Consider the following 13,836-nt stretch of genomic DNA (forward strand, 5'->3'; position numbering starts at 1 on the left):
CAAAAAGACGATGAGGAGGTTTCATGCATTCGAGCCCATTCGGCGGCGTCACCACGTTCCCCCGCACCTTGCAAGACGCGCGCCTGACGCGCCGGAAGCCGGTGGCCTGGGTGCGCGGGATCGCGCTGATGCTGTCGCTGGCGGCAGCGCAGAGCTTCGCGCAAACGTCCGCCGCGCCGGCCTCGACGAGCAGTGCGGCGGACGGCGCCGCGGGCAATGCGGCCGGCTCGCAGGTCTTCGATCTGCTCATCGGCACCTATACGGCCGGCGGCAAGAGCGAGGGCATCTACGTCTACCGTTTCGACACGGCCAACGGCGAGCTGTCGCGCATTGCGTCGGCGCAGACGGTAAATCCGTCGTATCTCGTCGTGAGCCGCGACCGGAATTACGTGTACGCCGTGAACGAATTGCCCGGCGACAACGGCCCCGCCTCGCAGCGCGGCGGCATCAGCGCGTTTCGCTTCGATCGCGCGAGCGGACAGTTGAGCTTTCTCAACCGGGTCTCGTCGGAAGGCAACGATCCCTGCTATCTCGCGATCTCGCCCGACGGCAAGTATCTGCTGACCGCCAACTACTCGGTCGCGTCGAATCCGGGCGGCAGCTTCGCGGTGTTCCCGCTGGCCGCCGACGGCCGCGTCGGCACGTCCGTCCTGACCGTGCATCACGAGGGCGCCGGTCCGGTGAAGGGTCGTCAGGACAACTCGCACGTCCACTCGACGGTGTTCTCGCCTGACGGCAAGTATCTGTTCACGCAGGATCTGGGCGTCGACAAGGTGTTTTCCTACCGCTACACGCCGGACCCGGCCGCGAGCAGCCGCGGCCTGTTCGGCCCGACCGAGGCGCGCTACACGCCGATCACGCCAGGCTCCGGCCCGCGCCATCTGGTGTTCGACGCCAGCGGCCGGCACGGCTATCTGACGACGGAGCTGAGCGCGTCCGTGCTGGTGTTCGATTACCGCGACGGCAAGCTCACGCAGACGCAAAGCGTGCCGATGTTCGCGTCGGGCTTCCGGGGCAAGATTGGCGGCGGGGCGCTGCATCTCTCGCCGGACGGACGCTTCCTGTACGCGACCAACCGCGGCGACGCGAACGAACTGGTCGCATTCTCGGTCGATCCGTCGAACGGCCAGCTGAAGCTGCTGCACCGTTATCCGACGCTCGGCAAGACGCCGCGCGAATTCGCGATCGATCCGACCGGGCGCTGGCTCGTCGTCGGCAATCAGGAAAGCGACAGCGTCTACTTTTACCGGCGCGATCCGCAGACGGGTGAGCTTGCATCGGATCCGAAGCAGCTGTCGATCGGCTCACCGGTCGACTTCAAGTTCGTTTCGCCTTCCTGAACGCGGGTGGTCAACGGGCCGCCGTTGCTACGACGATGAAGCGAAGCCTCCTCATGCTGTTCACGGCGCTTGCGCTGAGCGCGCCGCTCGGGGCGCATGCGGCCGATGGCCAGTGCGACTACCAGCGCGACTGGATGGCGTCGGCGTGCGAGCGGGTGACGCGCGTCGCGCGCGACGGCACCTGGGATCTCTACGTGACGGGCTATGGCTGGCACATCGACGGCTTCGACAACCGCAAGGAACTGAATCCGTGGTCGTACGGCGGCGGCCTGGGCAAGCACTGGACCGGCGCCGACGGCAACGAGGACATCCTGTTCGCCTTCGCGTTCTCGGATTCGCATCACAACGTCGAGCCTATCGGCGGTTACGCGCGCCAGTGGTACACGAAGCCGGTGCTGGGCGGTCTGCAGGCGGGCGGGGGATTCTTCGTCGGCGTGACGGCGCGCAGCGACGTGGCGCACTACGCGCCACTGCCGCTCGCCTTGCCGGTGGGTTCGGTGCGTTACCGGCGCGCGTCCGTCATGGCGACGATCATCCCGCGCATCCCGGGCCTCAACGACGGCGACGTCGCGTTCTTCTGGGGACGCTACGAGTTCTAGTACGATGCGACGCACCGCCGTTCTTCGGCTCTTATGCAGCGAAAGCCTCGGTTGATGCAGACGCAAGGCAACAGCAGGGAAAGCACTTTGAATACGACCAGACCGATCGAAGCGCGCGAACGCGCGACGGACTCTCACCACCCCGGCGATAAACGCGACGTCTCGGCGCCGCCGGGTTTCATCACGGCATTTCGCTTTACCGGCGGCCAGGCGCTGCGGCTGACCTGGGACGAGGCGCGTGCGTCGATCGTCGGCGAGAACATGACGTGGCTGCATCTGTCCGCCAACGACGACACGGTCGAAGGCTGGCTCGAAGGCGTCGCGTCGATGCCGGATGTGGCGCGGGAATTCCTGAACGGCGAGGACAAGCGTCCGCGCGTGCATATCGGCACGAACTTCATGTATGGGGTCGTGGCGGATCTCGAACTCGTCGCGAAGACGGCCAATGCAGCCGCGCCCGACGCGCGCGAAGCGAACCGCGCGACCGGCGCGCTGCGTTTCTATGTCGACCGGCACCGGATGATCACGGTGCGCGCGCGGCCGCTGCAATCCACCGACCGCCTGCGTCACGCGCTGCTCGAAGGCACGACCTTCCGCGATCCGGTGGATCTCTTCGCGGGCCTGATTCGCGCGCTGAACGACACCTTCGCGGATCGCATCGACGAACTCGGCGACTGTCTCGACGATGTCGAGGAAACCGTGCTCGAAGGCGGGCATTCACGCTGCCGCGCGCTGCTGGGCGATGTACGGCGCCGCATCGTGGAGGTGAAGCGCTTCATCGATCCGGAGCGCAATGCGCTGACCCAGCTCGTGCTGCGCCGGCTCGAATGGGCCGAGCCGCGTTCGATGGAAGCGCTGGTGCAGGCAATCCAGGTGCTCAATGGTCTGGGCGGCGGGCTCGAAGGACTTTACGAGCGCGCCAAGCTGCTGCAGGACGAGATCGCGGCGGCGCTCTCCGAGGACATCAACCGCAAGCTGCTGTGGCTGGCGATCATGTCGGCCTTGCTGTTGCCGGCGACGCTCGTGACCGGCATCTTCGGCATGAACGTGGCGGGGCTGCCGGGCACGAAGGACCCGGCGTCGTTCTGGGTGGTCGTGGGCGTGATGACGGCGTGCGCCGCCGTCACGATCTTCCTGCTGCGCCGCCTGCGGCTCTGGTGAGGTCCGGGCTTGCGCCCGGACGCCGGCCTTACTCGCCCGGTCCGGGCGGCGCGAGCACTTCGCGGTTGCCGTTGCTGCCCATCGGCGAGACCAGGCCGGCGCTTTCCATCTGCTCGACCAGCCGCGCCGCGCGGTTATAGCCGATGCGCAACTGCCGCTGCACCGACGAGATCGACGCGCGCCGCGTCCGCACGACGAAAGCCACGGCTTCGTCGTAGAGCGGATCGGCTTCGGCGTCCGGCGTGTCGCCGAACAGGTCCTGGGTGCCGCCTTCCGCTGCCGGACCCGACAGGATGCCTTCCTCGTATTCCGGCTCGCCGAACTGCTTCAGATGCTCGACCACGCGATGCACCTCGTCGTCGGCGACGAACGCGCCGTGCACGCGCTGCGGATAGCCGGTGCCGGGCGGCAGGAACAGCATGTCGCCGGCGCCCAGCAGCGATTCCGCGCCCATCTGGTCGAGAATCGTGCGCGAATCGATCTTCGATGACACCTGGAACGCCACGCGCGTCGGGATGTTTGCCTTGATGAGGCCCGTGATGACGTCGACGGACGGACGCTGGGTGGCGAGAATCAGGTGGATGCCGGCCGCGCGCGCCTTCTGCGCGAGCCGCGCGATCAGCTGCTCGATCTGCTTGCCGGCGACCATCATCAGGTCGGCCAGCTCGTCGATGATGACGACGATGAGCGGCAGCGTCGAGAGCGGCTCGGGCGCGTCGGGCGTGAGCGAGAACGGGTTCGAGAGCTTCTTGCCGGCAGCTTCGGTGTTGCGGATCTTCTGGTTGAAGCCCTGCAAATTGCGCACGCCGACCGCCGACATCAGGCGATAGCGCTTCTCCATCTCGCCGACACACCAGTTGAGCGCGTTCGACGCGAGCTTCATGTCGGTCACGACAGGCGCGAGCAGATGCGGAATGCCTTCGTAGACCGAGAGCTCGAGCATCTTCGGGTCGATCATGATGAGGCGCACGTCCTCGGGCTTCGCCTTGTAGAGCAGCGAGAGGATCATCGCGTTGACCGCGACCGACTTGCCCGAGCCGGTCGTGCCCGCGACCAGCATGTGCGGCGCCTTCGCGAGATCCGTGACCACCGGATTGCCGACGATGTCCTTGCCCATCGCGATGGTCAGATTCGACTTCGACGTGCGATAGACGTCGTCGCGCAGGATCTCCGAGAGGCGGATCATCTGGCGCTTCGGATTGGGCAATTCGAGGCCCATGCAGGTCTTGCCCGGAATCGTCTCGACGACGCGGATCGACGTGAGGCCGAGGCCGCGCGACAGATCCTTCATCAGGCCGACGATCTGGCTGCCGCGCACGCCGAGCGCCGGCTCGACCTCGAAGCGCGTGATCACCGGTCCGGCCGATGCGCCGACCACCGTCACCGGCACCTTGAACTCCTGCAGGCGTTGCTCGATCAACTGGCCGGTGTCGAGCAGACGCTCCTCGGACACGGGCTCGCTTTCGTCGGCGGCGGGCTCGAGCAGGTCGAGACCGGGCAATTCGACGGGCGACGCATGAGGTGCGTGGAATTCGAACTCGGTCGAGGTGAAGCCGCGCACGGGCGCGCGGGGTTCGGCGGGGGAGGGCGGTACAGCCGGCGTCGGGGCCGGTGTGGCTGTTGTCGTGATCGGAAAGCGCACGACGTTCGAGCGCGACGCCCATTCGTCGCCGGCCACCTGGCGTCGATCCGCGTCTTGCTCGTCTTCCAGCGCTTCCTCAGCGGGTGCTTCGAGCATGTGCAAGCGCGGCGGCGCGGGCGGCTCGACGCTGTCGGCCACGGTTTCGGGCAGGTCCAGCCACGGCGGCGTCTGGTCGGCGTCGCGCAGGGCTTCGTCGAGCGGCGTCACGGCAGGAGACGGCTCGCTGATTTCAGGCAGCGGCGGTTCAGGCGGGAGGGCGGCTTCCGGCGCGGGCTCCATGGCAGGTGCGTCGATTTCGGGGTCGGGCGGCGCGGGCGGCATGACGGGCAGCGCCGACGCCAACGGCTCAGGCACGCGCATCTCGAACCAGGGCGCAGGCTCGACGAGCGCGGGGGCGATCAGGTGCGCGTCGATCAGCGGCGTGTCGGCGAAATCGTGGCTTTCGCGATGGATGTGCGGCTCGGCGATCGCTGTCTGCTCGACATCAGGCTTGCTCGACTCGTGCGGCGCCGGCTCGGTCTGCGCGGGCAAGGTTTCTTCACTCGCCGGCTGGCTCGATCTCGCCATGGCCACGTGTCCGCGCGCGAGGCTCGCGCCGGCCAGCGAGGTCCACAAGGCCGTTTTCTCCTCGATGGAACGCAGCGTCGCCTGAATCGATTCGGGCGCGGGCGGAGGACCGGCCGGTGCGGGTGGCGTCGGCGGGCGGGAAAAGGCGGGCGCGGCCAGCGGGGCAGGTGTGAATTCGCGCGCGACGGGTGCCGCGCCTGGATTCAACGGAGCGCGTCTGACGCCGGGGGATGCAGGCTGCGAACCCGTGACCGGGCCGCGTGCAGCGATGCGCGAGCCTGCAGCGGCGGGCGCGTGCGCTGTGGCGAATGCGCTCACCGAACTCACCGAGCTCGCCGCAGCCGAAGTGCGCGGTGCAGGCATCGACGTGGGGGCTCCGCGCGGGCGGTTCAGGCCCGGATTCACGCCCGGGTTGATGGGAGCGGGCTTCGGGCTGGCGGGCGCGTCGGCGGCGATGGATGCCCGCAGGCCCGAACCCGATGCCGCGAACGCCGAAGCCTGCCGCGCCGGATAAGGCGAATGGCCGTCGCGGGCGGCGACGGACGACGGCGCACCGGGCTTCAGCCAGCCCGCGGGCGCGACAGGTTCGCTCGGTTGCGGACGGAGCGCGGCGTCGGCGGTGTCGAGGCCTGCGCGCGGCGTGCGGGCTTCCGCTGCGCCGTTCGGGTGCCGCGTGGCGCTTTTGCCCACGGCGGGCGGGCGCCATGGCGTCGGCCGCTGGTAGCGGCTGCCGCGTCTGGCCGTAGGCAGGCCGAGCGTCGGTTCGTCGGGCGCGACGCGCGAGGTGGGCGCGTCGGAGCGCTCGGCACGGACGCTGCGCTCCTGGACCTCGCGCGGGGCGCGCGCGGCGCGGGCCTGTGCACGGCGCTCGAACCAGCCGGCCGACTTGTCGCGGGCCGATTGCGTCGATTGACCGCGACTTTCCCGGAGCCGCGCCTCGGCCGGACGCTCGCGGGGCGTGAGCCAGCTTTGCGGCAGGCCGAAGCCGAAGGCCTCGTCGGCCCAGGCGAGCACGCTACGCCAGTTGAACTCGACCAGCCACGGCAGGAAGATGGCGAGGACCAGCGCGGCCAGCGCGCCCGTGCCGGACGGATGCGCCAGGTCGCTCAGGGCCGATGCGAGCGCGCGCCCGCATCGATTGATGTTCAACTGCGTCTCGAGCGAACGAGCCAGCGTTCCTTCGAGGATGCTGCTTGAAAGCAGTACGGCGATGAAGCCGAGCCAGAGGCGGATCGTGCCGGGGCCGCGGCGCGCGGCGCCGCCTGGCAACGCCAGCCTGACGAGGCGCCAGAGCAGGAAGCCGAACCAGATGACCGATGCACCGAACCAGCCGAGAACTACCATGTGCATGCCTGAGATTGAACCGATGTTGAATGAGACAGGGGGTGCTGCCCGGCCGGGTGTGTTGCACGAGGAGGCCGGGCGGTTGGAGCGAGCAGTTTAACGGGTGGCGCGTCTGTCCATGTGCCTGCAAGTGCGCCTGCCGCGAGCACGCAACACATGCGCTCATGGGCTCGCCATGTTCGCTGTGCGCATGCCGGATTCATTTGGCGCGCGGCGCGAAGACGAGCACCTGTCCGTCCTCCAGCGTGAGTTGCAGCGACTGCGGCGGATTCATCTGCACGCCGCTTTTCGCGACATGCGCGAGGCCGTCCAGATAGGGCTGCTCGAGCGCGGCGCCCGTGCCGCCCGGGCAGGCCATGCGTGTGCCCGCCAGCGGACCGAAGCTGAGCTTGCCGTCCTTCAGATCGTACGTGCCGGCAAAGCGGTTGCAGCCCGCGAAGCCGCTCGCGCGCCTGCGGCCGCTGGCGGTCGAGAAGTCGAGCGTGAGGGGCTGGCCGGAACTGGCACTGGCGGCATCCGTTTGGGCGGTTCCCTGGGCCTCGCCCGGGACCGCGCGGGTCTGGCCGTTCGCATCGGTCCAGCGGGTCAGTTGCCATTGGGTGTCATCGAGCAACTGCGTTGCGGCGGGATTGTACGGGTCCGTGGGCGGTGCGCTCGCGTCCGAATGTTTCGGGATCGCGCAGCCGGCAACCAGGCTCGCGACGACCAACGCGGCGCCCGCTCCGGCGGCCGTGCGCGTGATCCGCGAGAGAAAACGGGACGATGGGCGCGCAGTGGACGCGCGAAAGAGGGACGTGGGCATCGATGATCCTGGAGCGGGCGAAACCGTAAGCGTATCGCACTCGTCCTACGATTTGTCCAGCGACAAAGCGCAACAAGCGGCAACAAGCAGCAAGTGAATTGTCGCCGCAATGATTGCGACGGTCAGGGAATTCAATCGTGCCGATGCAGGTCAACAGGCGAAATGCCGAGATCGCCGGCGAACTTTCGGTTCTGTCCGCTGGCCAAACGGACGAGTCTCGCGGCGCGGACGCTGCGTGTTAACATCGCGCCCAATCAGATCCGGCCCATTCCGCGGATCCCGCCGCCGCAGCACGTTCAGCATTCAACACTTCACGTTTCATTCCGGAGCACGTCATGTCCATCGTTTCACCCCGCACAGCCGCGAGCGGCCCGCAAGCAGCCAACACGGGCGCAGCGCGCATCGGCACGCCGCTTTCGGCGCATGCCACGCGCGTCATGCTGCTGGGCGCGGGCGAGCTCGGCAAGGAAGTGATCATTGCGTTGCAGCGGCTGGGCGTGGAGGTGATCGCCGTGGACCGTTATGCGAACGCGCCGGGTCATCAGGTCGCGCATCGCGCCCATGTGATCGACATGACCGATGCCGCCGCGCTGCAAGCGCTGATCGAGCAGGAACAGCCGCATCTGATCGTGCCGGAGATCGAGGCCATTGCCACGGACGCGCTCGCGGCCATCGAGGCGGCGGGCCAGGTCACGGTGATCCCGACCGCGCGCGCCACGCAGCTCACGATGAATCGCGAGGGGATTCGCCGGCTCGCCGCCGAAACGCTCGGCCTGCCCACTTCGCCCTACGCGTTCGCCAACTCGCTCGACGAACTGAAGGCCGCGATCGGCCGGATCGGTTTTCCGTGCGTGGTGAAGCCGGTGATGTCGTCGTCGGGCAAGGGGCAGTCGGTGCTCAGGAGCGAGGCCGACGTCCAGCCCGCATGGCAGTACGCGCTGGCGGGCGGGCGCGTGAATCACGGGCGCGTGATCGTCGAGGGTTTCGTCGATTTTGAATACGAGATCACGCTGCTGACGGTGCGCGCGGCGGACCCTGCCAGCGGCGCCACGCAGACGTATTTCTGCGAGCCGGTCGGTCACGTGCAGGTGGCGGGCGACTATGTCGAGTCCTGGCAGCCGCAGGCCATGAGCCCGGTCGCGCTGGAACGCGCGCGCGAGGTGGCGGCGCAGGTGACGACGGCGCTCGGCGGGCGCGGGCTGTTCGGCGTCGAGCTGTTCGTGCGCGGCGACGACGTGTGGTTCTCGGAAGTCAGCCCGCGGCCGCACGACACGGGGCTCGTGACGCTGGCCACGCAACGCTTTTCGGAGTTCGAACTGCACGCGCGGGCCATCCTCGGCTTGCCCGTCGATACGGCTCTGCGCACGCCCGGCGCGTCGGCTGTGATCTATGGCGGGCTGGACGAGGCGGGCATCGCGTTCGAGGGCGTCGCCGAGGCGCTCGCGGTGCCGGGTGCGGACCTGCGCCTGTTCGGCAAGCCGGAGAGCTTCGTGAAGCGCCGCATGGGCGTCGCGCTGGCGACGGGCGCTGACACCACCGAAGCGCGCGCACGCGCGCGCGAGGCGGCGTCGAAGGTGCGGCCGGTGAAGGTTGAATGAATGCGCGGCTGATCGGGCCGGCGGGAGCAGACAAGTGAAAGCAAGCATGCTGGCCGCGCTGATCGCGGCCACCCTGGGTCTCTCGGGATGCGGACTGGCGGCCGCGCCGTGCCGGATCGCCTCGGCGGGACTGAAGATCGTGCCGGTGGTGGGGCATGTCGCGGCGGCGCCCACCGACGCCTGCGCCGACGTCATCGATCCCTGACGGCGGGCATCTGCCGGATGCACACGGAAGCCACTGCGCCGACTTGAAAACGAACCCGAAACGAACCATGAAGACACTTCCCGCATTCGCCATTGCCATGGTGCTCGGAGCGCTGGGCGCCCAGGCCGCGCAGGCCATGCCGCTGACCGTGCCGCAGATTCAGACGGCAACGACGCAAAACGCGCGCTATGACTGCAAGGACGGCAAGACCGTTTCCGTGCAGTACACCAACGCGCGGAACCATCAGAGCTTCGCGGCGCTGACCGTCGACGGGCGCAAGCTGCTGTTCGTCGGTGTCGTCGCGGGATCGGGCGCGAAGTACGTCGCTGACCAGTATACGTGGTGGACCAAGGGTCCCCAGGCCAACCTCTACGACGAGCTGGCCGCGAAAGACTCGCCGCCGCTGCTGGCCGATTGCGTCGAGCGCAAGTAGTCAGGGCGGGAACCATCGCATCGGAACCTGCCCGGGCGCAAGGCAGGCTGCGCACCGCTGCGGGCGGCCCCGCCGATGCGGCCGGAGCGCTTGTGCAGGCGGTGCTACAATGTGCGGCTTTACGGCCTCGGTAAGCGCGCGGTCGGTTAGTCCCGGTGTGGCGGCGCCGCTTGCGGCCACGCCCTCGAAGGCAGGCGCCGGCAGCCAACCGAGCGTGGCCATAGTCCACCGCTGAAATGAAATGGCTGGCCGGCCTGCAGCGGAACGGCACATTCACCCGCTGCACGGCGTCCGGCAGGCCGGCAACGCTTCTCCGTCCGGCGGCGACGCTGCCATGGAAACGTCACGGAAAGCGTGTTCCATCGACGCAAGTCTGCAAGCCGCAGATTCGCAATTGAACAGGGCGACCCGGGCTCGCTCACGAACGCAGTGCCCGGCATCACGCGCCCGCGCGCGTCCGACGCGCCGCGAACGCACCGAAACACATCCGCGCAGGAAACCGACTGGACCGAATGCCACCGAAGCCAACGGTCGCGCCAGATCGACCGGTTCCTTGCGCCTTCCGCATCGAGCGGATTTTTAGCGATAGCCAATATAGTCACCATGTCCGATTCCGTCGCCACGAACCCGTCCACCGCCGAGGCCGCCGCGCCTTCGTTCGACCAGTTCGGTTTGTCCGCCGACATCCTGAAAGCGGTGCGCGAGTCCGGCTACACCACGCCGACGCCCATCCAGGCCCAGGCCATCCCGGTCGTGCTCGCCGGCCGCGACGTCATGGGCGCCGCCCAGACCGGCACCGGCAAGACCGCCAGCTTTTCGCTGCCCATCATTCAACGGCTGTTGCCGAACGCCAATACCAGCGCGTCGCCGGCGCGCCATCCCGTGCGCGCGCTGATGCTCACGCCGACGCGCGAACTCGCCGACCAGGTCGCCGCCAACGTGCAGACCTACTCGAAGCACACGCCGTTGCGCAGCACGGTGGTGTTCGGCGGCGTCGACATGAATCCGCAGTCGGACGCGCTGCGCCGCGGCGTCGAGATCCTGATCGCAACGCCGGGGCGTCTGCTCGATCACGTCCAGCAGAAGACGGTGAATCTCGGCCAGGTGCAGATGCTCGTGCTCGACGAAGCCGACCGCATGCTCGACATGGGCTTCCTGCCGGACCTGCAGCGCATCCTGAACCTGCTGCCGAAGGAGCGCCAGACCTTGCTGTTCTCGGCCACCTTCTCGGGTGAGATCAAGAAGCTGGCGTCGACCTATCTGCGCAACCCGCAGACCATCGAGGTCGCGCGCAGCAACTCGACGAACGCGAACGTGCGGCAGATCGTCTACGAGGTCCACGAGAGCGACAAGTCGAGCGCGGTCGCGCAACTGATCCGCGAACGGGAACTCAAGCAGGTCATCGTGTTCTGCAACAGCAAGATCGGCGCGAGCCGTCTGGCTCGCGTGCTGGAACGCGACGGCATTGTCGCCACGGCGATTCACGGCGACCGCTCGCAGAGCGAGCGCATGCAGGCGCTCGACGCGTTCAAGCGCGGCGAAGTCGAGGCGCTGGTCGCGACCGACGTGGCCGCGCGCGGGCTCGACATCGCCGAGCTGCCCGCCGTCATCAATTTCGACCTGCCGTTCAATGCGGAAGACTATGTGCACCGCATCGGCCGAACGGGGCGCGCGGGTGCATCGGGCGACGCGCTTTCGCTGTGCAGCGCCAACGAGCGCAAGCAACTGGCGGACATCGAGAAGCTGATCAAGCGTCCGCTCGAAGTCGAGCCGCTGGAAGTGAAGATGCCCGCACGTCGTGACGGGTCGGGTTCGTCTTCGCCGCGTCGTGAAGAGCGCTTCGGCCGTGCGGAACGGGGCGAGCGCAGCGAGCATCGGCACGCGCCGCGCGAAGAGGGTGCGCGCCGTCGCGGGCCGGCCGGGCATGATCGTCCGCGCGGCCGCCAGCAGCCGGTCGACGAGTTCTTCCTGAAGCCTTACGAGCCGTCGCCGTCGGCGATCAAACGTCAGGACGAAACGGTCGAGCCCGAGCGCAAGAGCGCACCGAAGCAGCCGCTCGCGGCCTTGCTCGGCGGGCTGGGGATGCCGCGCAAGACGTCGTGATGTCCTGATTGCATTGCTGACTGAATGAACAAGGCAGCCCGCGCGGCTGCCTTTTTCTATTGCGCGTCGGGCCCGTAGCGTTTCGCCCATGCGCTGGTCGCCGCGCTGTAGAAGGCGTCGAGCGTGTCCGCCGACACCTCGATGCCCAGATGCCGCGCGGCCTCGATCAGCGCGCCGAGCGGCGCATGGTGATCGAGCGGCGCCGCGCCCGTCTGCTTGCTGAGCTTTTCGCCGCTCGCGCTGTTGACCGCCGGCACATGCAGATAGTCCGGAGTCGGCACGCCGAGACACCGTTGCAGATAGATCTGCCGCGCGGTGGAGTCGAGCAGATCGGCGCCGCGCACGACATGCGTGATGCGGGCCTCGGCATCGTCGATGACGACCGCCAGCTGATACGCCCACAGTCCGTCCGCGCGCCGCAACGCGAAATCGCCGACTTCGGTCGCGAGATCCTGGGTCTGCGGACCCTGCCAGCGATCAACGAAACGGATGCGCGCCGCATCGCCGTCCGGCACGCGCAGGCGCCATGCGCGCGCGGGCTTGCCATGCAGACCGTCGCGGCACGTGCCGGGATAGGCGAGCGTCGCGTGGCGTTCATGAGCCTGCACGAGCGAATCCGCGATTTCGCGCCGCGTGCAGCCGCACGGATAGACGAGCCCGGTTGCCTGCAAGCGCTCGAAGGCAGCCTGATACGCGGCGTCGCGTGTGCTTTGCCAGACCGGCGGCGCGTCCGAATTCATGCCGAAATGCGCGAGCGTCGCGAGAATCTCGTCGGCGGCGCCGGCGACGGTGCGCGGGGCATCGACGTCCTCGATCCGCACGATCCAGCTGCCGCCGTGCGCGCGCGCATCCAGGAAGCTCGCAAGCGCGCTCACGAGCGAGCCGGCATGCAGCGGACCGGTCGGCGAAGGCGCGAAGCGGCCGCGGTAGGTCATCGGGCCGCTCAGGCTGCCTGACTGTTACCGGTCTTTGCGTCCGGATGACACGCGGGACAGGTCTTGCCCGGCGTGTAGTACGGCGACTTCTGCGCCTCCGCCGGCACCACCGCGCGGCAGCCGAAGCACTGCGCGGTGGCGGTCGGCTCGAGATCGGGATTGAGCGCGGTGCGGTAGTCGAACACGAAGCACTCGCCCGTGTAGTGCGCGCCGCCGACTTCCTCGAAGTATTTGAGAATGCCGCCTTCGAGCTGATACACGTGATCGATGCCCACTTCCTTCATGTGGATCGCGGCCTTCTCGCAGCGAATGCCGCCGGTGCAGAAGGACACGACCGTCTTGCCTTCGAGATCCGCGCGATTCTGCTCGATGACTTCCGGAAACTCGCTGAATTTCGTGATGCGGTAATCGAGCGCGTGCTCGAAGGTGCCGACATCGACCTCGAACGCATTGCGCGTGTCGAGCATCACGACCGGGCGGCCCGTGTCGTCGTGACCGCGGTCGAGCCAGACTTTCAGCGTGGGGGCATCGACGGAAGGCGCGCGGCCGAGTTCCGGCCTGATGGCGGGCTTCTTCATCGTGATGATTTCACGCTTGAGCTTGACCAGCATGCGGCGGAACGGCTGCTTTTCCGAGAGACTTTCCTTGAACTGCAGGTCGGCGAAACGGCCGCCGAAGAGCGCGTCGCCGCGCAGGTAATCGATGAAGGCGCGGACCTCGGCAACCGGCCCGGCAATGAAAAGATTGATGCCCTCCGGCGCCAGCAGGATCGTGCCCTTGAGCCCGAGCGCGTTGCAGCGTTCGGTGACGAGCGGCCGCCAGGCCGGGCCGTCTTCGATGGTGACGAATTTATAGGCGGAGAGGTTCAGGATGCTCATGATCAGACGACGCGCGAAACGGCTGTAACGGGTAAAAAGTGCGGCCGGAAGCAGCCGCGCAAAGGCCGTATTATCTCGCAAACGGCGCGCGTGTTCGTCGCGCGCCGAAAGGCCCGTCCGGCCGTTCCGCCAAGGCTTGCGATTGCGCAAGCTGGCCGCGTGGCCAGGGCCTTGTCCGTTCGGCCAGCGCGCCCGCCCGCCGGTTCGCGCGAACGACCCGCATGTACAA

Annotated in this window: 11 protein-coding genes; 7 read left to right on the forward strand and 4 right to left on the reverse strand. The window is 68.0% G+C overall.

Annotated elements, in window-relative coordinates; all coding sequences use genetic code 11:
• The first annotated feature begins 23 nt into the window (after positions 1-23).
• From QCE62_RS04515 to QCE62_RS04525, 3 genes are all read left to right on the forward strand, one after another.
• Positions 24-1,340: a lactonase family protein gene (locus QCE62_RS04515; RefSeq protein WP_309914807.1), complete on the forward strand. Its 1,317-nt coding sequence runs from the start codon at positions 24-26 to the stop codon at positions 1,338-1,340.
• A gap of 35 nt (positions 1,341-1,375) precedes the next feature.
• Entirely contained in the window at positions 1,376-1,939 is a 564-nt protein-coding gene (locus QCE62_RS04520) for an antimicrobial peptide resistance and lipid A acylation PagP (protein WP_309914809.1), read from the forward strand.
• Positions 1,940-2,026: 87 nt separating this feature from the next.
• A complete protein-coding gene (locus QCE62_RS04525; protein ID WP_309914812.1) occupies positions 2,027-3,100 on the forward strand; it encodes a transporter in 1,074 nt (357 codons plus the stop codon).
• 28 nt (positions 3,101-3,128) lie between these two features.
• On the opposite strand, the gene QCE62_RS04530 is transcribed toward QCE62_RS04525, so the two are convergent.
• On the reverse strand, positions 3,129-6,653 hold the full coding sequence (locus QCE62_RS04530) for a DNA translocase FtsK (protein WP_409017785.1): 3,525 nt from the start codon (positions 6,651-6,653) through the stop codon (positions 3,129-3,131).
• A 199-nt stretch (positions 6,654-6,852) separates the two neighbouring features.
• Positions 6,853-7,455, reverse strand: coding sequence for an META domain-containing protein (locus QCE62_RS04535; RefSeq protein WP_309914817.1), 603 nt, complete (start codon positions 7,453-7,455; stop codon positions 6,853-6,855).
• A gap of 335 nt (positions 7,456-7,790) precedes the next feature.
• Here QCE62_RS04535 and purT point away from each other — a divergent pair, with 335 nt between their 5' ends.
• The 4 genes from purT to QCE62_RS04555 all read left to right on the forward strand — a co-directional run bounded on the left by purT (position 7,791) and on the right by QCE62_RS04555 (position 11,794).
• Positions 7,791-9,053 carry a formate-dependent phosphoribosylglycinamide formyltransferase gene (gene purT, locus QCE62_RS04540; RefSeq protein WP_309914820.1) on the forward strand — a complete coding sequence of 421 codons (1,263 nt, stop codon included), beginning with the start codon at positions 7,791-7,793 and terminating at the stop codon, positions 9,051-9,053.
• 46 nt (positions 9,054-9,099) lie between these two features.
• On the forward strand, positions 9,100-9,258 hold the full coding sequence (locus QCE62_RS04545; RefSeq protein ID WP_309919615.1) for a DUF6726 family protein: 159 nt from the start codon (positions 9,100-9,102) through the stop codon (positions 9,256-9,258).
• 67 nt (positions 9,259-9,325) lie between these two features.
• Positions 9,326-9,691 (forward strand): MliC family protein, encoded by a 366-nt coding sequence (locus QCE62_RS04550; RefSeq protein ID WP_309914822.1) that lies wholly within the window; start codon positions 9,326-9,328, stop codon positions 9,689-9,691.
• Positions 9,692-10,294: 603 nt separating this feature from the next.
• Positions 10,295-11,794: a DEAD/DEAH box helicase gene (locus QCE62_RS04555; RefSeq protein WP_309914825.1), complete on the forward strand. Its 1,500-nt coding sequence runs from the start codon at positions 10,295-10,297 to the stop codon at positions 11,792-11,794.
• A 56-nt stretch (positions 11,795-11,850) separates the two neighbouring features.
• Here the strand turns inward: QCE62_RS04555 and gluQRS are convergent, their stop codons facing one another.
• Together gluQRS and QCE62_RS04565 are read right to left on the reverse strand one after the other, a co-directional pair.
• A complete protein-coding gene (gene gluQRS, locus QCE62_RS04560) occupies positions 11,851-12,729 on the reverse strand; it encodes a tRNA glutamyl-Q(34) synthetase GluQRS (RefSeq protein WP_309914828.1) in 879 nt (292 codons plus the stop codon).
• Between the two features lie 8 nt (positions 12,730-12,737).
• On the reverse strand, positions 12,738-13,607 hold the full coding sequence (locus tag QCE62_RS04565) for a sulfurtransferase (RefSeq protein WP_309914831.1): 870 nt from the start codon (positions 13,605-13,607) through the stop codon (positions 12,738-12,740).
• Positions 13,608-13,836 lie beyond the last annotated feature (229 nt).

Origin of the sequence: Caballeronia sp. LZ033 (genome assembly GCF_031451265.1) — a bacterium.
Taxonomy (GTDB): Bacteria; Pseudomonadota; Gammaproteobacteria; order Burkholderiales; family Burkholderiaceae; genus Caballeronia.

Excerpts from the sequence above, each read along its gene's own strand:
- QCE62_RS04515 (WP_309914807.1), top strand. The coding sequence starts at position 24 with ATGCATTCGAGCCCATTCGGCGGCGTCACCACGTTCCCCCGCACCTTG.
- QCE62_RS04520 (WP_309914809.1), top strand. The coding sequence starts at position 1,376 with ATGAAGCGAAGCCTCCTCATGCTGTTCACGGCGCTTGCGCTGAGCGCG.
- QCE62_RS04530 (WP_409017785.1), bottom strand. The coding sequence starts at position 6,653 with ATGGTAGTTCTCGGCTGGTTCGGTGCATCGGTCATCTGGTTCGGCTTC.
- QCE62_RS04535 (WP_309914817.1), bottom strand. The coding sequence starts at position 7,455 with ATGCCCACGTCCCTCTTTCGCGCGTCCACTGCGCGCCCATCGTCCCGT.
- purT (WP_309914820.1), top strand. The coding sequence starts at position 7,791 with ATGTCCATCGTTTCACCCCGCACAGCCGCGAGCGGCCCGCAAGCAGCC.
- QCE62_RS04545 (WP_309919615.1), top strand. The coding sequence starts at position 9,100 with ATGCTGGCCGCGCTGATCGCGGCCACCCTGGGTCTCTCGGGATGCGGA.
- QCE62_RS04550 (WP_309914822.1), top strand. The coding sequence starts at position 9,326 with ATGAAGACACTTCCCGCATTCGCCATTGCCATGGTGCTCGGAGCGCTG.
- QCE62_RS04555 (WP_309914825.1), top strand. The coding sequence starts at position 10,295 with ATGTCCGATTCCGTCGCCACGAACCCGTCCACCGCCGAGGCCGCCGCG.
- gluQRS (WP_309914828.1), bottom strand. The coding sequence starts at position 12,729 with ATGACCTACCGCGGCCGCTTCGCGCCTTCGCCGACCGGTCCGCTGCAT.
- QCE62_RS04565 (WP_309914831.1), bottom strand. The coding sequence starts at position 13,607 with ATGAGCATCCTGAACCTCTCCGCCTATAAATTCGTCACCATCGAAGAC.